The sequence below is a fragment of the Streptomyces sp. NPDC048297 genome, assembly GCF_043201585.1.
In the GTDB taxonomy this organism is placed as follows: domain Bacteria; phylum Actinomycetota; class Actinomycetes; order Streptomycetales; family Streptomycetaceae; genus Streptomyces.
On sequence record NZ_JBICZA010000043.1, the window covers coordinates 14,666 to 41,164 of the forward strand.

Genomic DNA, 26,499 nt, shown 5'->3' on the forward strand with positions numbered 1-26,499 from the left:
CGGCCCGCGTCACTGGCCCACCCGTCCGTCGACGCACTCGCGCAACAGGTCGGCATGCCCGCAGTGGCGGGCGTACTCCTCGACCCGGTGCACCAGCAGCTCCCGCACCGCGATGCCTTCCCTCCCCAGGCGCTCGCCCAGGTCGTCGTGTCCGGCGAGCGCGGCGTCGGTCGCGGCCTGCTCACGCTCCAGGTCGCGGTACGCGGCGTCGACCACGGCCCGGTCGGCGACCGCCTGGTCGAAGTCCGCGTCACGCTTGCCGTACAGCTTCGGCAGCGGGTCGCCGTCGGTGATCCAGTTGCGCCAGTCCCGTTCCACCTCGGCGAGATGCCGCAGCAGGCCGAGGAGCGACATCGTCGACGGCGGGACCGACCGGCGTGCGAGCTGCTCCGCGTCCAGGCCCTCGCACTTCATCAGCAGGGTGATGCGGTAGTTCTTCAGGTAGTCCTGCAGGGTCGCGAACTCACCGTCCGGACTCGGTCCTTCGCGGGGGTCGTCGTCCGGATCGGCCCACATGTCGGGGAAGACTGTTGCCTGGGTCCATCGCGCGGGTTGGTCACTCATGTGCTGCATGGTCGTGCGTGACGGCCCAGGCGCGCCACCGGGTTTCTCGTTTCCACGGCGGTTCCCGTGCGGCATGCCCGCGCCGGGCGCTGCGCCGGCACCGCATTGTCAGGCAAGTCGTTGCTTGCCTATGGTGTGGTCGTGGCGGACGATGTGTTCAAGGCGCTGGCCGACCCCACGCGACGGCGCATCCTCGACGAGCTGACGGAACGCGGTGGCCAGACCCTGTTCGAAATCTGCGGGCGCCTGGCGACCAAGCACGGTCTGGGGATGTCCCGGCAGGCGGTCAGCCAGCATCTCGCCGTACTCGAAGCCGCGGACCTGGTCCGGACCCGACGCGAGGGTCGCTACAAGTTCCATGACCTGAACACCGAACCGCTTGAGCGCATCACGACCCGATGGCTCAGGCCCGACGTGCCGGAGAGCACCCCATGAGGATCAACCTTGCCAGCGTCTTCGTCGACGATCAGGACAAGGCCCTGCGCTTCTACACGGACGTCCTGGGCTTCGTGAAGAAGTCCGACGTGCCGCTCGGCGAGCACAAGTGGCTGACCGTGGTCTCGCCGGAGCAGCCGGACGGTACGGAACTGCTGCTGGAGCCCGCCGGCGGGCACCCGGCCGCCAAGCCGTATCAGGCGGCGCTGGCCGCGGACGGCATCCCGGTCACCTCCTTCGCCGTGGACGACGTGCGCGCCGAGTTCGACCGGCTGCGCGCTCTCGGTGTGCGGTTCACGCAGGAGCCGGTGGAGATGGGCCCGGTCATCACGGCCGTCCTGGACGACACCTGCGGCAATCTGATCCAGATCGCCCAGCACACGTAGACGACGGGCCAGTTGCACGTCGGTATGGGGAGCATGCCCGCGTACTTGCGGGACTTGCGGGACTGGCAGGACTTGCGGGACCTGCGGGGGCCGGGTGTGCCGCGTCACCAGTAGTGGCGGCGGCCCCCGACGGCGTGACCCGCCAGGCCCAGAACCCACAGGACGATGCCGACGACCACCAGGATGATTCCGATGGTCCACAGGATGCCGATTCCGGTCAGCAGTCCGATGAGTAGCAAGATGATTCCGAGGATGATCACTGTGACCTCCTGCTTTCGTCGCCCCCTGCCTTCGGCGTTCGAGTACCCGGGTCGGCGTGGCGCAGTCGGCCCGCGTCCCGACAGCGGACGGTGAACCGTGGTGACACCGAGCGAGCCTTGGCGTCCCCCTGCCGGGCGTCTGCCCCGGTATGCCCAACTCCCGTTCAGCGACCGCTACTTCTGACGCAGGACTTGCCGATGCTTTGACGATCCGTTTCATCAGCGTTCAGCCCGGAGTCCGTGTGAGCGCTGTGTGCCGTCTTTAGCCTCCCTGAGGACTTCGAAAGAAGGGACTCATGGAGAAACCTCTCGCCGTCCGGGCTCGCGGGATCACCAAGTGCTTCGGCGGCGTCGTCGCCCTCGACGGGATCGACCTGGATGTGCACCAAGGTCAGATCCATGGCCTGGTCGGACCCAACGGTGCCGGCAAGACGACGTTGCTCGGACTCCTGCTGGGACTGGCCGTGGCCGGCAGCGGAAGCCTCGACATCCTGGGAACGCCGGTGGGCCGGGCGCTCGCCGCTCCCGACGGTGTCGCCGGGTTCGTGGACGGGCCCGGCCTCTACCCCTGGCTCACGGCCAGGCAGAACCTCGCCGCGCTGGCCGCTCTGCGCGGCGGCGACGCACGGTCGGCGGGGATCGACGACGTGCTTCACCAGGTCGGGCTCACCGATGTCGCCGACGAGCGGGTCCGCGGCTTCTCCCTGGGCATGCGCCAGCGGCTCGGGCTCGGTGCCGCACTGCTCACCAGGCCCCGGCTGCTCGTGCTCGACGAACCGTCCAACGGCCTCGACCCGGCCGGGAAAAGACACGTGCACGGTGTCCTCACACGGCTCGCGGCGGACGGAACCGGTGTCGTGCTGTCGAGCCACCGCATGGACGACCTCGAGGCGCTGTGCTCGGACGTGACCATCCTCGCCACCGGACGGGTCGTGTTCTCCGGGCCGCTGAACAAGCTGGCCGCCGAGAACTGTGAACTCGACTACCGGGTACGCACCTCCGATCCCCGGGCCGCGCGCCGGCTCGCCGCGGAAGCGGCCGGGATCCGGGTCGTCGAGAACGCCGGGACACGGCAGGACGACGAGGTGGTCGTGGTGCGCGCGCTGGTGCCCGCCCTCGACGAACTGGTGGTGAGCCTCGTGCGGTCGGGCATCGCCGTGCGCGAACTCGCGCCTGTCGTATCGCCGTTGGAGGCCGCGTTCCTCGCCCTCACCGAGCAGCAGGAGGCTGATCGATGACCGCGACCGTCACCGAAGACAGCGTTGTCAGTACTGGAGTCACCCGCGGTGTCCCGGTGTGGCACGCCTACCGGTTCGAACTGGTCAAGCTGGTCGCGCAATGGCCGGTCCGCCTGCTGGTGCTCGCCTGCTGGGTCGCGCCGGCGCTCTTCGTCGCCGGGGTGAGCACGCAGAGCACGCTCCCCGCCGACACCCTCTTCGGCCGCTGGATGCACGCCACCGGGTGGGCCGGACCGCTGGTGATGCTCGGCTTCGCGGGCACCTGGGCGCTCCCGCTGCTGACCTCGGTCGTCGCCGGCGACGTGTTCGCCTCGGAGGACCGGCTCGGCACGTGGCGCCACCTGCTCGTGGCGGTCCGCTCGCCCCGGCGGATCTTCGTGGCCAAGGCCCTGGCCAGCCTCACCGTCATCCTGCTGCCCGTGGCAGGGCTGGCCTGCTCCAGCACGGCCGGCGGGCTCCTGGCGGTCGGCAACGAGCCGCTGGTCGGCCTCGACGGGCACCTGCTGTCACCGTCGGACGCCGCCGTCCGGACCCTGCTCGCCTGGGGCTGCGCCCTCGCTCCGACCCTGGCGCTCGCCGCGATCGGACTGCTCGGGTCGGTCGTGCTGGGCCGGTCCCCGATGGGCCTGCTGCTGCCCCCGATCGTCGCGCTCGCGATGCAGGTGGCCCAGATGCTGCCGCTGCCCGTCGCCGTGCGGCTCGCCCTGCCCGGCTACGCCTTCATCTCCTGGAACGGGCTGTTCACCAGCCCGGCCCAGCTCGCCCCGCTGCTGATCGGCATCGCGGTCAGCCTGGTGTGGGCCGTCCTCGCGACAGCGCTGGCGTATCTCCTCTTCCTCCGGCGCGACTTCACCAACCTGGCCTACGACGGCTCCGGGCGCCGCGCGTTCACCCTCGGCGTCCTTCCGCTGGCCGCGCTGACCGCCGTCACCGTCGGGGCCGTCGCCGTGGCGACCCCGTCCATGGGCTCCGGGATCCGGCAGGACAAGGTCGAGCGGTCCCTGGCCACGGAATTCGCGCACCTCTACCGCATGCAGACCCGGCAGCTCCACCGTCCCGCCGTCACCGAGGCGCAGTTGCGGGCCACGGCGGCGTGCACCAAGAGCGACGGCCGCGCTGCCGCCCAGGGGGCGGGCAACGACTGGCGTTGCGTCGTCACCTGGCACCTCCCCGCGGTCGCGACCGCGGGGACGGCCGTCTATCAGCTCGATGTCGGTTCCGACGGGCGGTACGTCGCCGACGGCGACGGACCGAAGGAAGTGAACGGCTACTTCCTGGTGCGGACCCCGGCAGGGGACGCACCGAACCCGCTGTGGCAGTTCGACGGCAACGTCGAGCTGCTCGACACCACCTCGAAGGGATAATCCATGCAGGTCACTCGGCAGCGCCGGATCAGCGACAAGGCGGAGGTCAGCCTCTTCGGCAGACGCGTCGGTCGCCGCAGCTTGCTGGTGGCGACGGGCATAGCCGTCACTCTCGCCGTCACGGGCACCGCTGTCGCCCAGACGCACCAGTTCGGCTACGACCAGGTCGGCCAGGTCACCGACGACGGCCAGGTCGTCTCCGCCGACCAGTACATCGCCCCGTACGGTGACCGCACCGTCATCAACAACGGCAAGATCATGTCGTCGGCGGTCAGCCCGGACGGCGTACACCTCGCCGCCTCGGTGACCGACGGGGACGCCGCTCTGGTCATCATGGATCTGACGACCGGTCAGGTGAAGCAGCGCGTCGGCACCAACGCGAAGGACGAACTGCGCATCAAGAGCGCCGCGGTCGGCCAGGAAGGCCCCACGTACTCGCCCGACGGCAAGCAGCTGTGGCTGGGCCAGGCCGACGGCTACACCAAGTTCACCGTGAACCCGGACGGCACCCTCGCCAACCCCATGGCCGTTTCGGTCCCGGTCGACGGCACCAAGCACGCGCTCGTGGGTGCCGCGGTGTTCTCGGCCGACGGCTCCACCGTGTACGGCGCGGTCAACGGCCAGAACCGGGTGGTCGCCATCGACGCGGCGACCGGCGCCCTCAAGCAGAGCTGGGCCGTGGGCAACGCCCCCCGCGGCATCGCCCTGGCCGGCGGCAAGCTGTACGTCAGCAACGAGGGCGGCCGTCCGGCCAGGCCCGGCGACACCACGATCAACTCCTACGGCACCAAGGTGCCGGCCGACCCGGACACCGGCGCCAGCACCACCGGTACCGTCAGCGTCATCGACCTCGCGGACCCGTCCGCCGCCGTCGGCAGCATCGACGTCGGTCTGCACCCCACCGCGGTGTACGCCAGTAAGGGCGCGGTGTTCGTCACCAACACCGCCGACAACAACGTGTCGGTCATCGACACCAGCAAGGACAAGGTCGTACAGACCATCGCCACCCAGCCGTGGCCGGAGGCCAAGGTCGGCTACGAGCCCGACGCGGTGACCCTCACCGACGACGGCCACCTGCTGGTGACGCTCGGCCGCGCCAACGCGGTCGCCGTGTACCGCTACACCTCCGCGCAGCAGCCGGCCAGTTACATCGGTCTGCTCCCGACGGACTACTTCCCCTCGGAGATCACCACCGTGGGCGGCAAGGTGGTCGTCTCCAACACCCGCGGCATCGACGCCCTGCGCCCCAACAACCCCGCCGGGCACGGCACTCACGACACGACGTCGAGCCTGACGCAGTTCACGCTGCCGGCCGACGGGGTCATCCGCTCCCAGACCGGCAAGGTCTTCAAGCAGAACGGCTGGACCGGCGGCTCGGTCACCAGGGGCAAGGGCAACGCGAAGCCCGTCCCCGTTCCGGTGCGGCTCGGCGACCCCTCGACGATCAAGCACGTCTTCCTCCTCGTCAAGGAGAACCGGACCTACGACCAGGTCTTCGGCGACCTCCCGCAGGGCAACGGCGACCCGTCGCTCACGCAGTTCGGCGAGAACGTGACGCCCAACCAGCACGCGCTCGCCCAGCAGTTCGGGCTGTACGACAACTTCTACGACGTCGGCACGAACTCGGCCGAGGGCCACAACTGGCTGATGCAGTCCGACAACCCGGAGTACACCGAGTCCTCCGCCGGTGAGTACACGCGCAGTTACGACACCGAGGACGACGTCCTCGGCCACCAGAAGTCCGGGTTCATCTGGACGGGCGCGCAGGCCGCCGGGAAGAGCGTCAAGGACTACGGCGAGTTCCAGAACTTCGAGAGCAAGCCGGCCGGCGCGAACTGGCAGAACCTGTACTGCGACGCCAAGAACATGGCCGCGACCGGACAGCGGAGCGCCTATCCCATCCAGACGGGCTCCGCGATCCCGTCCCTGAACAAGGTGTCGGTGCCCGGCTTCCCGCTGTTCGACCTCGACGTCCCGGACGTCTACAAGTACGAGGTCTGGAAGCAGGAGTTCGAGAAGAACGGTCCGGCGAACCTGAACATGTTCTGGTTCTCCAACGACCACACCGGCGGTCCGGCGAGCGCGCCCGCCCAGGTCGCGGACAACGACCTCGCGGTCGGCAGGATGGTCGACGAGATCTCGCACAGCCCGTACTGGAAGGACTCGGCGATCTTCGTCGTCGAGGACGACTCCCAGAACGGTCTCGACCACGTCGACGGCCACCGCGCCCCCGTCCAGGTCATCAGCCCCTGGGCCAAGCACGGCACCGTCGACAGCCACTACTACTCGCAGATCACGATGATCCGCACCATCGAGCAGATCCTCGGGATCCACCCGATGAACCAGAAGGACAGCGCGGCCACCCCGATGCGCGGGGCCTTCACCCGGCACAGGGACCTCACGCCGTTCTCGGCGCTGCCCAACCGGACCTCGCTGACCGACGGCCTGAAGACCCCGCCCGCCTGTGGCACGGACACTCCCGCGCCGCAGAACCCCGGCGCGGCGGCGGTGCCGTCGGCCAAGGTGCCGGCGGCCAGGCAGGCGCTCGCGAAGAAGTGGGACCAGTGGAAGTCGCACCAGCGGCTGACCGGCACCCACGCCGTCCCCGACTTCGCGAACCCCGAGCAGATGAACCGCTTCACCTGGTACGAGGCGCACAACTGGACCAAGCCGTACCCCGGTGACGACAAGCTGTTCGCGCCGGACGACGTCCCGGGCGCCTACATCCCGTCCGCGGACAACGACGGCTGACCCGAACCGGTCACCCCGCAGGGGCCCATGGTCGGCATGCCCGCCGGCCATGGGCCCTTTCGTGCCACGACCTCCGTGGGCGTCTGCCCTCGTGGGCGGAACCGGTCGCCGCACCTGTTCCGTTGCGCGTTCGCTGCGTACACTCACGGCCACATGTGATCAGGACAACAGCGACGTGCGGGACTTGAGGGGCCGGTTGAACCAGACCTACGCAACAGCCGCAGTGTCGCTCATCGTGCTGGCGACACTGCTTGTCGGAGCACTCGGACTGCGCATCTCACGCACCACGTCCGACTTCTACGTCGCCTCCCGCAGCGTCCCGCCACGACTGAACGCCTATGCGATCAGCGGCGAGTACCTGTCGGCCGCCTCGTTTCTCGGCGTCGCCGGCCTCGTGCTCGCTCAGGGCGTCGACATGCTGTGGTTCCCCATCGGCTACACGGCCGGGTACCTGGTGCTGCTGATCTTCGTGGCCGCCCCGCTGCGCCGCTCCGGCGCCTACACCCTGCCCGACTTCGCCGAAGCCCGGACGGAGTCCCGGACGGTACGCCGTATCGCCTCCGTGTTCGTCGTCGGAATCGGCTGGCTCTACCTGCTTCCGCAGCTGCGCGGCGCGGGGCTGACGCTCCGCCTGGTCACCGGGGCACCCCAGTGGTTCGGCGGCCTGCTGGTTGCCGCGGTGGTGACGACGGCGGTGGCCGCCGGGGGCATGCGCAGCATCACGTTCGTCCAGGCATTCCAGTACTGGCTGAAACTCACCGCGCTGCTGCTGCCCGCGGTGTTCCTGCTCGGCGCCTGGGGGAACGACCACGCACCGAGGCCGTCCTGGGACGGTCCGCCCACGTTCCATCGGGCGACCGTCGTCGACTTCGACGCGGCCCAGCGCATCGCCGTGGACCAGCCGGTCCGGGTCACCGTGAAGGGCACGGTCGACGGGAAACGCCTCGACCGCGCCCCGCTGCTGCTCGCCAAGGGCCCCCACGAGATCGCGGCCGGCGCCTCGGTGCGCTTCCCCGAAGGGGCACGCGTGCCCCGCACGGCCGCCGGAAGCCAGGCCGGTCCGGACCGCTCCAGCTGGGCCAATCCCGTGTCGGCGGACCGCGACCAGCACAGCCTGTACGCGACCTACGGCCTGATCCTGGCCACGTTCCTCGGCACGATGGGGCTGCCGCACGTCGTCGTGCGCTTCTACACCAACCCGGACGGCCGCGCCGCCCGCCGCACCACGGTCATCGTCCTCGGTCTCCTGAGCGCCTTCTACCTCCTCATGCCCGTCTACGGCGCACTCGGCCGCCTGTACGCCCCCGATCTCGTGCTCTCCGGCGACACGGACGCGGCGGTCCTGCTGCTGCCCCAGCGGCTGATCGGTGGCATCACCGGTGACCTGCTCGGCGCGCTCGTCGCCGCCGGAGCCTTCGCCGCCTTCCTCTCCACCACGTCCGGCCTCACCTTGTCGGTCGCCGGCGTGCTGGCGCAGGACGTGCTCCCCACCCTCGGCGTGCGGCACTTCCGGCTCGCCACCCTCCTGGCGGTCGCGGTGCCGGTCGCCGCCACCTTCGCGGTGCCCGACCTGTCGGCCGCCGGTGCCGTCGGACTGGCCTTCGCCGTCTCCGCCTCGTCCTTCTGCCCGCTCCTCGTGCTCGGGATCTGGTGGCGCGGCCTGACACCACCGGGGGCGGCCGCCGGTCTGCTGGTGGGTGGGGGATCCGCGTTGGTCGCGGTCGCCGCGACGATGGGCGGCGCACCGCGCTCCGGTCTGCTGCACGCCCTCTTCGCCTGGCCCGCGGTCTGGTCCGTACCCGTGGGCTTCACCACGATGATCGTGGTCTCCCTCGCCACCCGGCACCGCATCCCTCCCAGTACGGCCGCGGTCATGGCCAGGCTGCACCTGCCCGAGACCAGCGGCCCACGGCCGTCGCTCCCGTGAACAGGATGCGCAGAACCCCCTTCCCCCGCCCCCTCCAGCAGTCGGTTGAGGAGCCCCGCCCATGAGTTCTCTGGCCACCGTGGCGATCACGGTCGGCGGCCCGCTGCTGCTCGCCGTCGGGGCGGGGGCGGGCTACCTGGCCGCGCGCCGCGGGCACAGCGGACCGCCCGGCCTCGGTACTCCGGTCGAGCGCGCCACGTTCCACACCCTGCACACCGCGTCCCTTGCCGCACCTCCCCTGCGGGCGGGCCTCACCGCCGACACCGCCCGCAAGGCGGCACGGCGACTGAGGCCTCTGCTGGGCGACGCGTCCATGATCCTCACGGACGAGGAGGGGGTGCTCGCCTGGGAGGGGCCCGGCGCCCACCACGGCGACGAGGTGCGGCGACTGATACCCGAGGTGGTCACCAAACGGCAGCCCCGCACCGTCAAGGTCTCCTGCGACCAGCCCGATTGCCCCGTGCGCTGGGGCGTCGTCACCCCGCTCGTGGTCGACGGCCGCGGAGCCGGGGCACTCGCGGCGTTCGGCCCGCAGGAGTCCGCCGTCCTGTCCCGGGCCGTCGACGAGGTCGCCCGCTGGGTCGGTGTGCAGCTGGAGCTGGTCGACCTGGAGCGGGCACGCTCCGGCGTCATCGAGGCGGAGATCCGGGCACTACGGGCACAGATCTCCCCGCACTTCATCTACAACTCCCTCGCCAGCATCGCCTCGTTCGTCCGCACCGACCCCGACCGGGCCCGTGAACTGCTCCTGGAATTCGCCGACTTCACTCGGTACAGCTTCCGCAAGCACGGCGACTTCACCACGCTCGCCGACGAACTGCGCTCCATCGAGCAGTACCTGGAGCTGGCCCGTGCCCGCTTCGGTGACCGCCTGGAGGTGAACCTGCGGATCGCACCCGAGGTGCTCTCCGTGACCCTGCCGTTCCTCTGCCTCCAGCCGCTGGTGGAGAACGCTCTCAAACACGGCCTGGAAGAGAGCATGGAGCGCAGCACGATCACCATCGTCGCGCAGGACGACGGTCCCGACGCGCTCGTGAGCATCGAGGACAACGGCGTCGGCATGGAACCCGAGCGACTGCGCGAGATCCTCAAGGGGGCCGGCGGCCTGGCGACGGGTATCGGGCTCAGCAACGTCAACGTCAGGCTGCGCCAGGTGTACGGAGACGCCTACGGCCTCGTCATCGAGACCGCCGTGGGAGCGGGCATGAAGGTCACCGTGCGCATCCCCAAGTTCCGCGCGGGCGTTCAGTCGGCACCGCCGAGCCGGTGAGGTGAGGTGGGGTGGGGGGAAGTGGGACGAGGTGAGATGGGGTGAAGTGAGGCGTGGCGTGGTCCGCCCGGTGCCGTTCGTCGGGCGTCGGTGACCGTCCGGCGATCAACCGCGACCGTTCACGGATTCGGCGGCCGACGGACGGACGACGAGTGCCGGGTGCGCCCTATCGTGAGCGGCAGGCCTCCTTGCCCGGCGGCCCGGAGGGGAGTCCATGTCCGAGATCGAGGAGCTGCTGGAAGAACTCGGCAAACTGCCCCCCGGCGCTCCGAACACGGTGCACGAACTCGCCGAGACCCTGATGCGGATCAAGAGCGCCGCAGGGCGCTGGGCGGATGTCCTCTACGAGGTCCGCCAGTGGTCCTCGCACCATGCGGGCCCTCGCGCGTCGGCCGCGCTGGAGATCGCCTTCCGCAAGGCCGAAGAGTCCTACGTGGAACTGGAGATAGCCCACAAGGACGTCCGGGAGAGCGCCGGCGGCCAACTCCGGCATGCGCGGGATCAGGGCCGCGGGAAAAGTCCGCGCACCCGCTGAACCGTTCCCCGGCCCCGACCGTGAACCTGGGTGAAGCGCGGTCCGGGCCACACCTCACCTCCCCCCGGCCGTGACGTCCCAAGGGGCGCGTCCCCCCGCCCCGTTGAGACACGGCTGCTCTGTCGCCACCCCTGGGAGCCAGGCCTCCCGCGACGGGCAGCCGTCTTCGCTGCGCGCACACTCCTTGATCGCGCATATGCCGACTTGTGCCCACCGCATGACTCGTCGTCCCCTTGCCGCGTAAACTCGGCTTCGCAGGGTGGTCGTCGGGGCTCTGGGGGTGCGAGATGGGTGGCGGTTCCGTCCCTCGCAGAGTGGTGGTCACCGGCGGGCCCGGTGAGAACCGAAGCGGTGGTTACCTGCCCGGTTCGCAGGGTGCCGCGCCGGAGAGCGGCGCCGCAGACGCCGGTGGTGAATCCCCGGCCGTTGCGCCGCTGTTGCGCAGGCAGGCGAGGCTCGGCCTCTGCGCGTCCGCTCTGCTCACCGTCCTGCTCGGTCTGCTGCCCGTGGTCCTGCGGGTGATGGCGCCGGCCGATCCGGGGGGCGGCGTCCCGCTCGTCGTATGGCTGGCGTTGGGCTTTGCGCCGTATCCGGTCCTGGTGGGCATCGGGTGGTGGTACGTCCGCCGGGCGGAACGCAACGAGCGCGAGTTCACCGAGGTTCCGCGTGAGGCGTAAGGCCCCCTGGAATTCGCCCAGCGGGGCCTGCCCGGCAGGGGTGCCGTCACGCCGGTGAGGTCTGCGGGAGGCGTCGTTCGAGTTCCGCGAGCCTCATGCGCAGTGCCTTCTCCGTGTCGCGTCGCTCCGTCACCTCGCGCATGATCGCGGAGATTCCGGCGAGCCGGCCGCTCTCGTCGTGCAGGAGTGCCACCGTGAACTCGATCGACGGACGGTGGCCGTCCCGGTGGGTGGCGGGAACGGCGAGGAGCTTGTCGCCGTATCGGGTCCGGCCGGTGGCGGCCGTCTGCCGGTAGCCCTTGCCGTGCCGCTCCCGCAGCTTCTCCGGGATGATCAGGTCGAGACCGGCGCCCACGGCCTCGGTGGCGCTGTGGCCGAACATGCGTTCCGCGCCGCTGTTCCAGACCAGGATGATCCCCTCCGGATCCGCCACCACGATGGCCTCGGGCGACTCGTGCACGAGCGCCTGGGCCAGCCAGGGTTCCGGCTCCCCGGTGCGCGTACCACCCGAACCCGGCTGAGCCGGCGAAGTTCCGTTCCCGGACGCCGTGTTGTCGTCGCCCACGGTGTTTCTCCCTCCTGTCGCGGGGTGCGCCGTGTCGTCGATCGGCACCGTCGCCAGTATGGCGCCCCTACGTGAATAAGGAATACTGCATACAATGTTCCAGGCGTGAGAGGAGCCGCTCCATGCTGTTCCGGCAGCTCGAGTACTTCGTGGCGGTGGCCAAGGAGAAGCACTTCGCGCGGGCGGCCGACGCCTGCTACGTCTCTCAGCCCGCCCTGTCGATCGCGATCGCCAAGCTGGAACGGGAGTTGAACGTCACCCTCATCAACCGGGGGCACAACTTCGAGGGCCTGACCCCGGAGGGCGAGCGGCTCGTCGTCCGGGCCAAGCGGATCCTCGCCGAGCACGACGCGTTCAAGGCCGAGGTGGCCGTCATGCAGTCCGGCATCACCGGGACACCACGGCTCGGGACGGGGCCCACCGTGTCGACGACGACGGCGCTTCCGGTGGCCGCGTTCTGCGCGATGCACCCGCTGGCCAGGGTGAAGGTCTGCTCCCGGCTCTCCTCCACCGAGTTGGTCAGGCAGCTGCGCGCGTTCGAACTCGACGCCGCCATCGCCCACTTCGGGCCCGAGGACCGCGATGGCCTGGACGTCGTACCGCTGTACCAGGAGCAGTACGTGCTGCTGACGTCCGGCGATCGGCTCGTCCCCCCGAGCTCCACCGTCACCTGGGCGGAGGCGGCCCGGTTGCCGCTTGCGCTGCTCTCACCGGACATGCGGTTCAGGCAGTTCATCGACGGCGCCTTCGACAGCGCCGGCGCGAGTGCGACCCCCCCAGGTGGAGACGGACTCCGTCGCCTCGCTGTACGCCCATGTCGCCACGGGCGCGTGGGCGAGCGTCGTCCCGCACACCTGGCTGGACGCCATGCCGGCGACGGGCGGGATCAGGGCGGTCCGACTGGTCGAGCGCGGCAAGCCGGGCCGGATCACCGCACCCGCGCGGTGGCGCGAGGAACTCGCCGCCCGCTCGGCGCAGAACGTCGCCAAGATGGCCGGCCGCCTGAAGGCCGCCGAGACGGCGCATCCGATGACGTTCCTGGGCGCGCTGCGGGCCATCCGCGACGTGCTGCGGGAGAACCCGCGCGCGTACGTCGTCAACGAGGGCGCCAACGCGCTGGACCTGGCCCGCAGCACCATCGGCATGCAGGTGCCGCGCCACCGGCTGGACAGCGGCACCTGGGGGTCATGGGCATCGGCATGGGGTACGCGATCGCCGCCGCCGTCGAGACCGGCGACCCGGTCGTCGCCATCGAGGGCGACAGCGCGTTCGGGTTCAGCGGCATGGAGATCGAGGCGGTCTGCCGCTACCACCTGCCCGTCGTCACCGTCGTCCTCAACAACAGCGGCGTCTACCGCGGTGACGCCCCCGCCGTCGGCGGCGACCCGGCGCCCACCGTCCTCAAGGCCCGCCACGACCTCATGATCCAGGCGTTCGGCGGCAAGGGCTACCGGGCGACGACGCCCGCGGAGGTCGCCGCCGCCCTGCGCGAGGCCCTGGCCGCCGGTGCTCCCGCGCTCATCGACTGCGTGATCGACCCGACGGACGGCACGGAGAGCGGCCGGATCGCGCACCTCAACCCCAAGGGCATCACGGCCAGGCACTGACCACGTACGGCCATCTCCGTATCGAGACGATTCATGACAAGGACGGGAACATGACTGCGCTGCCCCTTTCCGGGACGAAGGTCATCGACTTCACCGGGGTGCAGGCCGGACCGGCCTGCACGCAAATGCTCGCCTGGCTCGGCGCCGACGTGCTCAAGGTCGAGCGCACCGCCGGCGGCGACGTGACGCGCCGGCAGTTGCGCGACATCCCCGACGTCGACGCGCTGTACTTCACCATGCTGAACAGCAACAAGCGCTCCCTGGCCATCGACACCAAGACCCCCGGGGGCCGGGAGGTCATGGAGAAGCTGATCCGCGGGGCCGACATCCTGGTCGAGAACTTCGCGCCGGGCGCCATGGACCGCATGGGCCTGGACTGGGAGACGCTCCAGGAGTGGAACCCGCGCCTGATCTTCGGCTCAGTCAAGGGCTTCAACGAGAACTCGCCCTGGAACGACCTCAAGGTTTACGAGAACGTGGCCCAGTGCGCCGGCGGCGCCGCCTCGACGACGGGCTTCTGGGACGGTCCGCCCACCGTCAGCGGCGCCGCCCTCGGGGACAGCAACACCGGCATGCACCTGCTCATCGGACTGCTCACGGCGCTGATCGACCGTGACCGGACCGGCAAGGGCCAGAAGGTGTCGGTGTCCATGCAGGACGCCGTGCTCAACCTGTCCCGGGTCAAGCTCCGTGACCAGCAGCGCCTGGACCGGGTGGGCTACCTGGAGGAGTACCCGCAGTACCCCGACGGCACGTTCGGGGAAGCCGTTCCGCGCGGGGGCAACGCCGGCGGTGGTGGCCAGCCCGGCTGGGTGCTGAGGTGCAAGGGCTGGGAGACCGACCCCAACGCGTACATCTACTTCACCGTCCAGGAGCAGAACTGGAAGCGGACCGCCGAGGCCATCGGCCGTCCCGAGTGGGCCGACGATCCGGACTACAGCACCACCAGGGCCCGTCAGCCCCGGCTCTTCGAGATCTTCGAGGAGATCGAGAAGTGGCTGGCCGACAAGACGAAGTACGAAGCGGTCGACATCCTGCGCAAGTGGGAGGTGCCCTCCCGCGCCCGTGATGAGCATGAAGGAACTTGCCGAGGACGGGGCGCTGCGCCGGAGCGGGACTGTCGTGGAGGTCGAGCAGCAGGACCGCGGGACGTATCTGACGGTCGGCAGCCCGATCAAGTTCTCCCGCTTCACGCCCGACATCAAGGGCGCCCCGCTGCTCGGCGAGCACACCGACGAGGTCCTGAGCGAGCTGGGCTACGACGCCGGTGCCATCGCCGGGATGCGCGAGAAGAAGGTCGTCGTCTGATCCCCCGCACGAATGATCCCAGGCACGAATGATCCCAGGAACGAACGAGCCGGCCCGGACACCTCGTCCGGGCCGGCTCTGTCGTACCAGGACGCTCAGCCCGCCACCGTCACCTGACGCGCGGTCGGCGGCGCTTCACGCCGTCCGTCGGCGGCGAGCGCGCGCAGGATCTCCTCCACGCTCTGCTTGGCGTCACCGAAGAGCATGCTGCTGTTCTCGCGGAAGAACAGCGGGTTCTGCACGCCCGCGTAGCCGGAGGCCATCGAGCGCTTGAAGACGATGACCTGCTCCGCCTCCCAGACCCGCAGCACGGGCATGCCGGCGATCGGACTGGACGGGTCCTCCTGCGCGGCGGGGTTGACGGTGTCGTTCGCGCCGATGACCAGCACGACCGAGGTGTCCGCGAAGTCGTCGTTGATCTCGTCCATCTCCAGGACGATGTCGTACGGGACCTTCGCCTCGGCCAGCAGGACGTTCATGTGTCCGGGCAGGCGCCCGGCGACGGGGTGGACGCCGAAACGGACCTCCACGCCCCGCTCGCGCAGCTGCCGGGTCAGCTCCGCGACCGGGTGCTGGGCCTGCGCGACGGCCATGCCGTAGCCGGGGGTGATGATCACCGAACGGGCGCCGGCGAGCATCTCGGCCGCCTCCGCGGCACGCACCTCGCGGTGCTCGCCGTGCTCCTCCTCGCCACCGGCCGGCGCCTCGATGCCGAAACCGCCCGCGATGACGGAGATGAAGGAGCGGTTCATCGCCTTGCACATGATGTACGACAGATAGGCACCGGAGGAGCCGACCAGCGCGCCGGTGACGATGAGCAGGTTGTTGTCGAGCAGGAAGCCTGCCGCGGCCGCCGCCCAGCCCGAGTAGCTGTTCAGCATGGAGACGACGACGGGCATGTCGCCGCCGCCGATCGAGGCGACCAGGTGCCAGCCCAGGGCCAGCGCCAGCGCGGTCACCGCGATCATCAGCGGCAGGCTCGGGCTGACGGTGAACCAGACCGTCAGCGCGACGAAGGCGCCGAGCGCGCCGAGGTTCAGCGCGTTCTTGCCCGGCAGCATCAGCGGACGCGACTTGACGCGCGCCGACAGCTTCAGGAACGCGACGATCGAGCCGGTGAAGGTGACCGCGCCGATGAAGATGCCGATGAACACCTCGGCGTGGTGGATGCCCAGCAGATCGGCGCCGATCGCGGTCTGCGCCGAGCCGTGCGACTCCACCTCCAGGTAGCTGTCCCAGCCCACCAGCACCGCGGCGAGGCCGACGAAACTGTGCAGCACCGCGATCAGTTCGGGCATCTGCGTCATCTCGACCTGGCGCGCCCGCCACAGGCCGATCGCCGCGCCGAGCACCATGGCCAGCACGATCAGGGTCACCGCGCCGGCGGTGATGCTCTGCGCCGCCATCACGATCGTGGCGACGAGCGCGAGGGCCATGCCCGCGATGCCGTAGACGACACCGGCGCGAGAGGTGCGGTGCTGGGACAGGCCGGCCAGGCTCAGGATGAACAGCAGGGCGGCGACGAGGTCGGCCGCGTGAGAGGCCGTCAGGGAGGTCATCTCGGCTCAGCCTTTCGAGAACATGGACAGCATGCGGCGGGTGACGGCGAAACCTCCGAAGATGTTGACGCTCGTCAGCAGGATCGCCACGAAGGACAGGGCGGTCACGAGCGGGCTCTCGTGCCCGATCTGCAGCAGGGCGCCGATCACGACGATCCCGGAGATCGCGTTGGTCACCGACATCAGCGGTGTGTGCAGCGCGTGGTGCACCTTGCCGATGACGTAGTAGCCGATGACCACCGCGAGCGCGAACACCGTGAAGTTCTCGGCGAGTTGCGCGGGCGCGAAGGCCACCAGCAGGAACAGCGCGAGCATGCCGAGCCCGATCAGCCCGAAGCGCCTCACCGGTGTCAGCTTCGGCTGTCCGGCCTCGGGTTCGGGCCTGGCGGGTGCTTCGGCGGGCCGTGCGGCGGGCGCGGCCGAGACCGATACGGGCGGGGGCGGCCAGGTGACGTCGCCGTCCCGTACGACGGTCACGGCCCGCTGCACGACGTCGTCGAAGTCGATCGTCAACTGCCCGTCCCTGCCGGGCGTGAGCAGCTTGAGCAGGTTCACCAGGTTCGTGCCGAACAGCTGGGAGGCCTGTGCGGGCAGCCGGGAGGCGAGGTCGGTGTAGCCGATGATGGTCACGCCGTTGTCGGTGACCACCGCCCGGCCCGCGACCGTGCCCTCGACGTTGCCGCCCTGGGTCGCGGCCATGTCGACGATGACGCTGCCCGGCTTCATGACGGCCACGTCCGCGGCCGTCAGCAGGCGCGGCGCCGGCCGGCCGGGGATCAGCGCCGTGGTGATCACGATGTCCACGTCCTCGGCCTGCCGGTGGTACAGCTCGGCGGCGGCGCGGTCGTAGTCGGCGGAGGTCGCCTTGGCGTAGCCGTCGGTGCTCGCCTCCTGGACGACGTCCACCGGAAGGTACTCGCCGCCCAGCGACTTCACCTGGTCCGCGACCTCGGGCCGCGGGTCGGTGGCGCGCACGATGGCGCCGAGACTGGAGGACGCGCCGATCGCCGCCAGGCCGGCCACACCCACGCCGGCCACGAGGACCTTCGCGGGCGGCACCTTGCCCGCCGCGGTGACCTGGCCGGTGAAGAACCGTCCGAAGACGTGCGCGGCCTCGATGACCGCGCGGTAGCCGGCGATGTTCGCCATGGACGACAGCACGTCCATCGACTGCGCGCGCGAGATGCGCGGTACGGCGTCCAGCGCGAGGGCGGTCACGCCGGCGTCGGAGAGCGTCTTGAGCAACTCTGGCTGCTGGGCCGGGGCCAGCAGGCCGAGCACGGTCGCGCCCCGGCGCAGCCGGGCGGTCTCCGGGCCGGAGGGAGCGTTCACCTTCAGCACGACATCCGCGTCCCACGCCTCGCCGATCTCCGCGCCGGCGTCGACGTAGGCCTGGTCGGCGAAGCCGGAGGTCTCACCGGCACCGCGCTCGATCACGACCTCGTAGCCGAGCCCCAGCAACTGGCGCACCGTCGCGGGGGTCGCCGCGACGCGGGTCTCCCCGGGGACGGACTCGGCGACCACACCGAGTCGCTGGGGAGGATGATATGCGGATTCATGAGCAGACATGTCCTGTATCTCTCGTCCGAGTGAGCGTTCGAGGGCGATTCTGCGATCGCTGCAACCTACCCGCCGGGCGGATGCGGGCCAACGTGACCAGACCGGTCTGTCCGCCGGTCACCGCGAAGACCCTCGGTCGGACGAGGACAATGAGGATCGAATGCTGTATGCAATGCTCGGTCGAAATCGACCCCACGGGCTCCCGCACACCACGCCGCCCCACCCGGGCTCCGCACATCACACCGCCCCGCCTGGGCTCCGCACGCCACACCGCCCCACCTCCCCCGGTACAGGGGAGATGAGGCGGCGTCATGCACTTGGGCCCTCGGCTCAGCCGGCCGGGGCCTGCCCAGGCTGCCGCAGGAGGCGAACGGCCGCCACCACCACGGGGTCCAGGCCCTCCGCCCCGGCCTCCACCAGCTCGAACAACCGCCCCCGCATCCGGGGGTCCCAGAACCGGCCGACATGACCCGCGAGCGCCTCCGCGGCCCGATCGCCGGGCACATGCCCCAGGTTCGCGGCGATCTGGTTCGCCATCCGCTGCTCCGGCGGCACGGCACCGGCCATCTCAGTCCACCCCCGCGAGCAGGTCGGTCTGTGCCGACTCGGAGGCGTGCCGCCCGAGCGGGTGCGCGAGGGCGACCTGGAGGCGGTCACCTTGTACTCCGGGCAGTTGGTGGCCCAGTCGGAGTTCTCGGTGGTGACCACGTTGGCACCCGTCACCGGGTGGTGGAACGTCGTGTGGACGACGCCCGGCGGCATCCGGTCGGACACCCGCGCCCGCAGCGTCGTACGGCCGACCCTGCTCGCCAGCGTCACCATGTCCCCGTCCGTGACCCCGCGGTTCTCGGCGTCCAGCGGGTGCAGTTCGAGCACGTCCTCCGGGTGCCACGCCACATTGCCGGTACGGCGCGTCTGCGCCCCGACGTTGTACTGGCTCAGGATCCGGCCCGTGGTCAGCACCAGCGGGAAACGCGAGGTGGTGCGCTCGTCCGTCGGCACGTGGGCGGTGACCACGAACCGGCCCCTGCCCCGCACGAACGCGTCGACATGCATGGTCGGCGTGCCCTCGGGCGCCTCGTCGTCGCACGGCCACTGGACGCTGCCGAGCTTGTCCAGCACGCCGAAGGAGATTCCCTTGAACGTCGGCGTGACCTGGGCGATCTCGTCCATGATCTGGCCCGGGTGGTCGTACGCCATGGGGTAGCCCATCGCGGTGGCGATCTCGCAGACGATCTGCCACTCGTGCTTGCCCGTCTTCGGCTTCATCACCGCCCGCACCCGGTTGACCCGGCGTTCGGCGTTGGTGAACGTGCCGTCCTTCTCCAGGAACGACGCGCCCGGCAGGAAGACGTGCGTGAACTTCGCCGTCTCGTTGAGGAACAGGTCCTGCAGCACGACCAGGTCCATCGCCGACAGCGCGGTACTGACGTGCCGGAGGTTCGGATCGGACTGGGCGATGTCCTCGCCGTGGACGAACAGGCCCCGGAACGAGCCCTCGATCGCCGCGTCGAACATGTTCGGGATCCGCAACCCCGGCTCGGGCAGCAGCGAACGCCCCCACAACTCCTCGAACACGCCCCGCACCGCGTCGTCCGAGACATGGCGGTAGCCGCTGAACTCGTACGGGAAGGAACCCATGTCGCAGGAGCCCTGCACGTTGTTCTGACCGCGCAGCGGGTTGACGCCGACGCCGTCGCGGCCGATGTTGCCGCACGCCATCGCGAGGTTCGCCATCCCCATCACCATCGTGGAGCCCTGGCTGTGCTCGGTCACCCCGAGGCCGTAGTAGACGGCCCCGTTGGGCGCCTGCGCGTACAGCCGGGCGGCGGCCCGCAGTTCACCGGCCGGCACACCGGCGACCGGCTCGGTGGCCTCCGGGCTGTTCTCCGGGAGCGCCACGAACTCGGCCCACTCGTCGAAGCCTTCGCACCGCGCCGCGACGAAGGCCCCGTCGACCAGGCCCTCGGTGACCACCACGTGCGCCACCTGGATGGCCCGCATCCGCGTGGCGACCGTACGGATCGCCTCGTCCCACCCGACCTCGCGCCACGGGTCCGTGGTCTTCTCGCGGTCCATCGGCCTGAGCTTGCGGTCGGGGTGGGTCGCGTAGGCGAACGCGAAACGGCCCTTGACGCACGAGTGGCCCTCGTTCGCCCCGCCGTCCTTGTACGGCACCATCCGGACCAGTTCGTCGCCGCGCAGCTCGGCCTTGAAAGAACAGCCGACACCGCGGTAGGCGCACGTCGTGATCACCGAACGGGACGGCATGCCGAGTTCGACGACCGACCGCTCCTGCAGCGTCGCCGTCGGGCAGGCCTGCACACAGGCACCGCACGACACGCACTCGGAGTCCATGAAGGACTCACCGGCGCCGGGGGAGACCTTCGAGTCGAAGCCGCGGCCCTCGATGGTCAGCGCGAAGGCGCCCTGCACCTCACCGCACGCGCGGACGCACCTGGAGCAGGCGATGCACTTCGACGGGTCGAAGTCGAAGTACGGATTGCTCAGATCCGGTGCCGCGTCGAGATGGTTCTCGCCCTCGTAGCCGTACCGCACCTGCCGCAGCCCCACCGCGCCCGCCATGTCCTGCAGTTCGCAGTCCCCGTTGGCCGAGCACGTCGGGCAGTCCAGCGGATGGTCGGAGATGTACAACTCCATGACGCCCTGGCGCAGCTTCTCCACCTTGGGCGTCCGCGTGCGTACGACCATCCCCTCGGCGCAGGGTGTCGTGCAGGACGCCGGGGTGCCGCGGCGGCCGTCGATCTCCACCACGCACAGCCGGCAGGAGCCGAACGGCTCCACGCTGTCGGTGGCACAGAGCTTGGGGATGTCGATGCCGGCCTGCGCCGCGGCGCGCATCACCGAGGTGCCCTCGGGCACCGTGACGGGCAGTCCGTCGACCTCGACCGAGACGGTCGCCCCGCCGTGCCGTACGTAGTCCTCTGGGGAGAGCGGGTCGACGACTCCGACCCGGGCGAACGTGACGCGGTTCTGCCGTGCCAGCCACGGCAGTTCGTCCACGACACCGAGCCGCAGGGGATGGCCGGCTCCGTCCAGGAGGCCCGCGTCCAGGAGACCCGCGACGTCTTCGGGCGCCACGGGGCCATAGCCGATCCGCCCCTCGGGCGTGACCACCTCCACCAGCGGCTCCAGCCACAGCATGCCCCGGGATCCGTCGCGTACCAGCTCGACGGGCCGGCCCCGCTCGCCGGCCGCCTGCCGTATCGCCTCCGCGACCTTGTCCGCGCCGACGGACCGGGCCGCCGAGTCACGCGGGACGTACACGCGCACCGGGGAGTTGGCGGCCTGGACCGGGGCATCGGCGGCTTGCGCAGGGGAGTTGGCGGCCTGTGCCGCGATGCCTGTCCCTGCGCCTGTCCCTGCGCCCGTCACGACGAGACCGCCTCGTCGAGGATCGAGCGCAGGCGATCCGCGCTCACGCGTCCCAGCACCTCGCCGTTCACCTCGACGGACGGCCCGAGCGCGCGGTTGCCGAGGCAGAAGACCTGTTCCAGGGTGACCGAACCGTCGGCGCGCGTCTCCCCGAGCGAGACGCCCGCCCGGTCGCGGGCACAGGTCACCAGGGCGTCCGCACCGAGCGCCTGACAGGCCTCGGCACGGCAGATGCGCACCGTCGTACGGCCCGCGGGCTCGCGCCGGAAGTCGTGGTAGAAGGAGATCACCCCGTGCACGTCCGCGCGGGAGAGGTTGAGCTCCTGGGCGAGCAGAGCCGCGGACTCCCGCGGAACATGCCCCGGTTCGGCCTGGATGGCGTGCAGGATCGGCAGCAGCGGGCCGCGTTGGCCGCGATGGGCGGCCACGATCGCGCTGATGGCGGCCCGCGTCGTCAGATCACTGACGGTCGTCGTCATGGTCCCTCCCCCTGATCATCGAGCATGTGTGAATCCCTCCACAGGGCCGTCCTGTCACCGCCGTCGGCCGGCCGGGACGACCAGATGTAGCTGTCGGCCTCGCCGGCCGCGACGACGTCACGCTTCCGGGCGCGAAGTGCCACCACGTCACCGGTGCGCGTCGCCGTGGAGTCCTTGGGCGACGCAAGGCCCCCTTCGCAGTCGCAGGCGCCGTCGGTCAGGGCAAGGGTGCTGAGGTGGTGGCCGGCGGCGACCTTCCGGCGGATCCATGGCGTGCCGTACGCCTCGATGAGGGCGACGGCGGCGTAGTGGGACCGGAGGACGGCGGCGGTGGCCGGGCAGGTGCGGGACACCTCGGCCACCACTTCGGCGGCCTCATGGAGTCCCAGGCCGCCACCGCCGAGATGGGCGGAGGCCGTGAGTCCGAGCAGTCCTGTCTCGCCGAGGGCGGCCAGTGCCGCTCGCGGAAACCTCTCCCGCGAGCTGGTCGTCCGGACGGAGGGCTCGATGGCGCTGCTCAGGACGTAGGAGAGGGCGGAGCGGTACGGCATGGAGCGGCTCCCTGAGGTCCGGGCGAGCGGGGAGTCCGACGGGCTCCCTCAGGTAATCGCATACTGTATGCGATGTATGTTTCGACTATGCACAGGGTTGCCTGGGACACACAAGGGCTGAGGGGCCTGTGCGCCGGAGACTGTGCCGCCCCTTGTCGGTCGCTGACAGAATCCTGTCGGCGATGCGGTGCGCCATGAACGTGTGCACGAGCAGGCACCGGCCGATTCGGGGCACGGCGGCCACCGTGCCCCGACGGCGATGCGGCGCGTGACACGGACGCGGGACCGGTCGGCGGGTGCGCCCCCTGGCCGGCCGGTCCCCGGCGTTCCACACGTTCAACAGGCCACTCGATCAGGCCGTCAGGCTGTCAACTCGATGAGGTTGTCAACTCGGTCAGGCTGTCAGGCCGTGAGGCTGTCAGTTCGTCAGGCGAAGGTAGTCGAGGTTGAAGCCGCCGGTTTCGCAGTAGACGGTGACCGTCTGTTCCCCGGCATCGAGACGCACAGGCGCGTGCACCGACTGGTACGTGCCCCAGCCGCCCGTGGCGGGTACCGAGGCCGTCGCCAGAGTGGAGCCGCTTCCGTCGCGCAGGGACACCGCGTTCACCGCGGTGGCCGACGTGCCGTTGGAGGCGCGCAGTTCGAGGTCGTACGCGCCGGCCCGGGGCACGTCGACGCGGTAGCTGAGCCAGTTGCCGGGGGCCGTCCAGCCCACGTTCTTGCCTCCGCTGGCCGCGGCGTTGCTCTCGATGAAGTTGCCGCCGTCCGCATTCCAGCCGTGCTGGTCCGTGTAGGCCTCGGCCTCGATCTTCTCGCCCACCGGGACGGCGTGCGGTCGTACGGTCAGATGGACGGTGACCTGGTCGTGCGCCGCGCCGTCGGTGACGCGGAAGGTCAGGTCCTGCTCGCCGGCGGTGGTCGGGTGGATCGTGACCTGCCCGGTCGCCGGGTCGACGCGGACACCGTCGGGAAGGTCGGAAGCGTAGTAGGCCAGCCGGTCGCCGTCGGCGTCGATGGCGCTCAAGGGCACCCGCACGGTGCCGTACTGGTCGGCGACGACGTCCGGAGCCTGCGCGAAGACCGGGGCGTGGTTGTGGCGGCCCGAAGGAACGTGACCGCTCCACCGGTAGGTGGCGAAGGAGCCCGCCGGTACGCTCACCACGAAGGACCGGTCGCCGACGACGATGCGGACCGTCCTGTCGGTGCCGGCGCTGTTGCCCAGGACGGCGACGAACCTGTCGTGACCCGTGCGGTAGACCACGTTGCTGACGCCGTTGTCCGCCGCGCTGGACTCGAGGCGCACATCGCCGGGGGAGAGGTACTTCGCGAACTGCCCGATGGTGTAGAGCTCGTCGCGGACGGTGAAGCGCTTCGTGACCGTGTCGACCTTGACCAGCCGGTCCGGCCACTTGGTGGTGGCGGCGACCTGGTCCCAGTCGACGTTGTTGTCGCGGGCCGGCGTCCAGTGCAGCGTCCCGCCGTCCTGGTCCGTGGTCTGGGCCCAGAGGATGTAGGAGCCGGCGTCCAGGCGGAAGTCGTCGAGGATCGTCGACGGCGACAGGTCGCTCGTCTCCGTGAGCTGGACCGGCTTTCCGGTCTGTTCGTAGGCGTCGCGCATCACGCGGGGGTCACCCCAGTAGGGGTGGAAGGCGATGGCGTCGGCGGCCTTTCGGACCTGCTCGCCGCTGACGGAGCCGTCGGGGGCGTCCTCGAAGATGCGGTAGTAGTTCTTGGTCGCCGTGCTGTTGGGGTCGCGCCAGTCCCAGAAGTTGAAGTCGTGGACGTACAGCTGGGTGTTCAGGTGCGCCGCCCGCAGTTCACGCTTGATCGCCAGGGCCAGCTTCTGCTGCTGCGGGACGCTGATGTCCATGGCCGGGTAGACCACGTCCATGCCCGGTTCGTTCAGCAGGGTCAGGGCGTCGACACGAATCCCGTGGCGGGCGTAGGCTTGGACGAACCTGGCGTAGTAGCGCGCGAAGACGTCGATGCAGTCGTCGCGCAGCTTGCCGACCTGGTAATAGTCCGTGGTGCTCCCGGGCTTGAGCGCGACCTCGCCGGTGAACTGGTTGTTCGTCTTCATCCAGGCCGGCGCGCTCCAGGCGGACGCGAAGAAGGTGGCCCGGGGGTTGTAGCGCTGGATGAGCTTGATCGTGTCGATGATGTGCAGGTCGATGTCCCGCTGGACCGAGAAGTGCTTCAGGCCGAAGTCCTCGGTGACACCGGGCGGGAGGTCGTCCTCGGACCAGAACGGGAGATGCTCGATCAGGTCGGGGCTGCCGATCGTCAGGCGGAACCGGTCAAGGCCCGCCCCGTGCACGGGATCGACCAGCAGCCGGACGGCGCGCTCGCGCTCGGCGGGGGCGAGCTTCCACAGATTGGACACGCTCGTCTCGTCCAGGGAGAAGCCGATGCCCGCGTACTTCTGCCGGGCCGCGCTGGGATCGGCGACGACGGTGGCGTCGACGGGGCGGCCGGCGTCACCGCCGGCCCCGGCGGTCGGGAGCGGCTGCCATGCCGTCGCCGCGCCGGTGGAGTAGGTGCCGGACACGACGGGACCATGGCCCGCCGCCCCGTCGTCGGCCCTGTCGGCGTGCGCGGCTGGGCCCGTGCCGAACATCGCGGTCAGCGTGGTGACCGCGACGGCGGCGAACACGGTGAGCGAACGTCTCACAGCTTCTCCTGACGTCGTGGGATGGGGGAAGCCGGACAAGGGGTCCTGACGCTGCGACAGACACCGTCCGTCTCCCTTCCCGACGCACCGATGGGTGGGATCCAAGCAATGTCCTTGGTGTTAAGTCAAGGTGTGAAGAAAGGGGTTGAGGGCAAGCGCGCCCGATCCCGGAGGAGGCCACGCTCGACCCGGTGGCACCGAGCCGCGCGGCGCCACATCGCGCCGCCCCGCCGTGGCCGGTCAGACCGTGCCGCTCTCCCACCACCAGGAGCCGGATCCGTAGGAGGGGTACTGGACGCGGCTGTCCACGTGCTGCCAGGAGTGCGTGTACGCCTCCAGCCCGGAGAAGCCGCAGGTCTCGGCGATCCTGTACACCTGAAGGGTGGTGTGCCCGGACACCACGATGTCCGAGGCGACGCCGTAGCAGTGCATGCTGTTGGACGCCCCGCCCACCGACGCGTTGTAGGCGGTGCTGCGGAAGCCCGAGTTGATGGTGATCGCGCTGTTGCCGGCCTTCTTGCGCACCGCCTCCAGCTTGTACATCAGGCGGCGCACGTTCTCCTTGACTGTGGCCGCGCCCACCTTGCCGCCACCGAATCCGGCGCCGTCGTGGGAGGAGAGCTCGCTCCACTCGAAGTGCGCGGTCGAACCGTCGGCGCTCTCCAGGCTGTTGAGCACGCTCTGGGTCTGCGGGCCGACGACGCCGTCCGCGGACAGGCCGTACGCCGACTGGAACCGCTTGACCGCGTTCGCCGTCGCCGGGCCGAAGCTGCCGTCCCAGGCGACATAGGTCTGCTGGGCGCCGTCCGCCGCCCAGCCTCCCACACGTATCTGAAGCTCCGTCACATCAGCACCGGAGGAACCCTGTTGGAGGGTGCGCGTCCAACCGTACGCCGCGGCCCGGCCCGCCGAGCCGAGAGTGAAGGTCGCCGCGAGGCCTGCCGCGGCTGTCAGTCCTGCCGCACCGCGGAGCAGGGTGCGGCGGTCGATGCTCGACTCGTGAGGGTGGGGGTGGCGGTGAGGGTGGGGCATGTTCACGGTCTGTCTCCTCTGCTGGATTCCGGTCACGGACGGCTGCATTGCGGAGGCAAGGACACAACTGGTGCGGCAAGGGGCATTTCCGGGGCGCCGGCAGAGCGCCGCGTCCCCAACGGGCGCCGGGTTGACGCGCGTAAACCGTAGAAGGAGACGGTCGTGGTGGCAATGGTGCGGGTGTGAGGGAGGCGAAGAACGGAGAACGGAGAACGAAGGATGAAGAACGACGAGCTAAGAACGGCGTCGAGCGGCGATCAGCCTGTGGACTGTGCGACCAGCAGTTGAATCGGGAGGGAACTCTTGGTCATGGGATTCTCTGGACTGGCGTTCGATCGGATGCGGTGGCCTAGCATGAGGCGAT

At 70.2% G+C, this 26,499-nt stretch carries 20 protein-coding genes and 1 pseudogene; 11 read left to right on the forward strand and 10 right to left on the reverse strand.

Annotated features, from left to right (window positions below):
- Nucleotides 1–9: 9 nt before the first annotated feature.
- Nucleotides 10–573, reverse strand: a complete 564-nt coding sequence (locus ACGFYV_RS33095; RefSeq protein ID WP_393882217.1) for a DinB family protein — start codon at nt 571–573, stop codon at nt 10–12.
- 132 nt (nt 574–705) lie between these two features.
- Between ACGFYV_RS33095 and ACGFYV_RS33100 the strand changes: the two genes are divergently transcribed.
- The gene (locus ACGFYV_RS33100) at nt 706–999 is read left to right on the forward strand and encodes an ArsR/SmtB family transcription factor (RefSeq protein WP_393882218.1); all 294 of its coding nucleotides are present in this window, start codon (nt 706–708) and stop codon (nt 997–999) included.
- On the forward strand, nt 996–1,385 hold the full coding sequence (locus ACGFYV_RS33105; RefSeq protein WP_393882219.1) for a VOC family protein: 390 nt from the start codon (nt 996–998) through the stop codon (nt 1,383–1,385). The genes ACGFYV_RS33100 and ACGFYV_RS33105 overlap by 4 nt, the downstream gene beginning before the upstream one ends.
- Before the next feature lie 104 nt (nt 1,386–1,489).
- Here ACGFYV_RS33105 and ACGFYV_RS33110 read toward each other — a convergent pair whose 3' ends face one another.
- Nucleotides 1,490–1,645 (reverse strand): DUF6131 family protein, encoded by a 156-nt coding sequence (locus ACGFYV_RS33110; RefSeq protein ID WP_393882220.1) that lies wholly within the window; start codon nt 1,643–1,645, stop codon nt 1,490–1,492.
- 296 nt (nt 1,646–1,941) lie between these two features.
- On the opposite strand from ACGFYV_RS33110, the gene ACGFYV_RS33115 reads away from it, so the two are divergent.
- The 7 genes from ACGFYV_RS33115 to ACGFYV_RS33145 all read left to right on the forward strand — a co-directional run bounded on the left by ACGFYV_RS33115 (nt 1,942) and on the right by ACGFYV_RS33145 (nt 11,407).
- Nucleotides 1,942–2,883, forward strand: a complete 942-nt coding sequence (locus ACGFYV_RS33115) for an ABC transporter ATP-binding protein (protein ID WP_393882221.1) — start codon at nt 1,942–1,944, stop codon at nt 2,881–2,883.
- Nucleotides 2,880–4,247, forward strand: coding sequence for an ABC transporter permease (locus ACGFYV_RS33120; RefSeq protein WP_393882222.1), 1,368 nt, complete (start codon nt 2,880–2,882; stop codon nt 4,245–4,247). The genes ACGFYV_RS33115 and ACGFYV_RS33120 overlap by 4 nt, the downstream gene beginning before the upstream one ends.
- Before the next feature lie 3 nt (nt 4,248–4,250).
- Nucleotides 4,251–6,998 (forward strand): alkaline phosphatase family protein, encoded by a 2,748-nt coding sequence (locus ACGFYV_RS33125; RefSeq protein ID WP_393882223.1) that lies wholly within the window; start codon nt 4,251–4,253, stop codon nt 6,996–6,998.
- A 196-nt stretch (nt 6,999–7,194) separates the two neighbouring features.
- On the forward strand, nt 7,195–8,925 hold the full coding sequence (locus ACGFYV_RS33130; RefSeq protein WP_393882224.1) for a cation acetate symporter: 1,731 nt from the start codon (nt 7,195–7,197) through the stop codon (nt 8,923–8,925).
- Nucleotides 8,926–8,986: 61 nt separating this feature from the next.
- Nucleotides 8,987–10,195 (forward strand): sensor histidine kinase, encoded by a 1,209-nt coding sequence (locus tag ACGFYV_RS33135; RefSeq protein ID WP_393882225.1) that lies wholly within the window; start codon nt 8,987–8,989, stop codon nt 10,193–10,195.
- 214 nt (nt 10,196–10,409) lie between these two features.
- Nucleotides 10,410–10,730, forward strand: a complete 321-nt coding sequence (locus tag ACGFYV_RS33140; protein ID WP_393882226.1) for a hypothetical protein — start codon at nt 10,410–10,412, stop codon at nt 10,728–10,730.
- Nucleotides 10,731–11,044: 314 nt separating this feature from the next.
- On the forward strand, nt 11,045–11,407 hold the full coding sequence (locus ACGFYV_RS33145; protein ID WP_393882227.1) for a hypothetical protein: 363 nt from the start codon (nt 11,045–11,047) through the stop codon (nt 11,405–11,407).
- 46 nt (nt 11,408–11,453) lie between these two features.
- Here ACGFYV_RS33145 and ACGFYV_RS33150 read toward each other — a convergent pair whose 3' ends face one another.
- Nucleotides 11,454–11,972, reverse strand: a complete 519-nt coding sequence (locus ACGFYV_RS33150) for a PAS domain-containing protein (RefSeq protein WP_393882228.1) — start codon at nt 11,970–11,972, stop codon at nt 11,454–11,456.
- A gap of 122 nt (nt 11,973–12,094) precedes the next feature.
- Here ACGFYV_RS33150 and ACGFYV_RS33155 point away from each other — a divergent pair, with 122 nt between their 5' ends.
- Together ACGFYV_RS33155 and frc are read left to right on the forward strand one after the other, a co-directional pair.
- Nucleotides 12,095–13,579, forward strand: a complete 1,485-nt coding sequence (locus ACGFYV_RS33155) for a thiamine pyrophosphate-dependent enzyme (RefSeq protein WP_393882229.1) — start codon at nt 12,095–12,097, stop codon at nt 13,577–13,579.
- A 50-nt stretch (nt 13,580–13,629) separates the two neighbouring features.
- Nucleotides 13,630–14,887 (forward strand): annotated as a pseudogene (gene frc / locus ACGFYV_RS33160) (formyl-CoA transferase).
- 95 nt (nt 14,888–14,982) lie between these two features.
- Here frc and pntB read toward each other — a convergent pair.
- The 7 genes from pntB to ACGFYV_RS33195 form a co-directional block, all read right to left on the reverse strand.
- On the reverse strand, nt 14,983–16,446 hold the full coding sequence (gene pntB / locus ACGFYV_RS33165; protein WP_393882230.1) for a Re/Si-specific NAD(P)(+) transhydrogenase subunit beta: 1,464 nt from the start codon (nt 16,444–16,446) through the stop codon (nt 14,983–14,985).
- A gap of 6 nt (nt 16,447–16,452) precedes the next feature.
- Nucleotides 16,453–18,015: a Re/Si-specific NAD(P)(+) transhydrogenase subunit alpha gene (locus ACGFYV_RS33170; protein ID WP_393882231.1), complete on the reverse strand. Its 1,563-nt coding sequence runs from the start codon at nt 18,013–18,015 to the stop codon at nt 16,453–16,455.
- Nucleotides 18,016–18,336: 321 nt separating this feature from the next.
- Nucleotides 18,337–21,402 (reverse strand): formate dehydrogenase subunit delta, encoded by a 3,066-nt coding sequence (locus ACGFYV_RS33175; RefSeq protein WP_393882232.1) that lies wholly within the window; start codon nt 21,400–21,402, stop codon nt 18,337–18,339.
- Nucleotides 21,399–21,881 (reverse strand): formate dehydrogenase subunit gamma, encoded by a 483-nt coding sequence (locus ACGFYV_RS33180; RefSeq protein ID WP_393882233.1) that lies wholly within the window; start codon nt 21,879–21,881, stop codon nt 21,399–21,401. The genes ACGFYV_RS33175 and ACGFYV_RS33180 overlap by 4 nt, the downstream gene beginning before the upstream one ends.
- Nucleotides 21,878–22,432 carry an acyl-CoA dehydrogenase family protein gene (locus ACGFYV_RS33185; RefSeq protein WP_393882234.1) on the reverse strand — a complete coding sequence of 185 codons (555 nt, stop codon included), beginning with the start codon at nt 22,430–22,432 and terminating at the stop codon, nt 21,878–21,880. Before ACGFYV_RS33185 ends, ACGFYV_RS33180 begins: the two co-directional genes overlap by 4 nt.
- Before the next feature lie 418 nt (nt 22,433–22,850).
- On the reverse strand, nt 22,851–25,103 hold the full coding sequence (locus ACGFYV_RS33190) for a carbohydrate-binding protein (protein ID WP_393882235.1): 2,253 nt from the start codon (nt 25,101–25,103) through the stop codon (nt 22,851–22,853).
- 240 nt (nt 25,104–25,343) lie between these two features.
- Complete coding sequence (locus tag ACGFYV_RS33195) at nt 25,344–26,135, reverse strand: D-Ala-D-Ala carboxypeptidase family metallohydrolase (RefSeq protein ID WP_393882247.1); 792 nt, start codon at nt 26,133–26,135, stop codon at nt 25,344–25,346.
- Between the last annotated feature and the right edge of the window lie 364 nt (nt 26,136–26,499).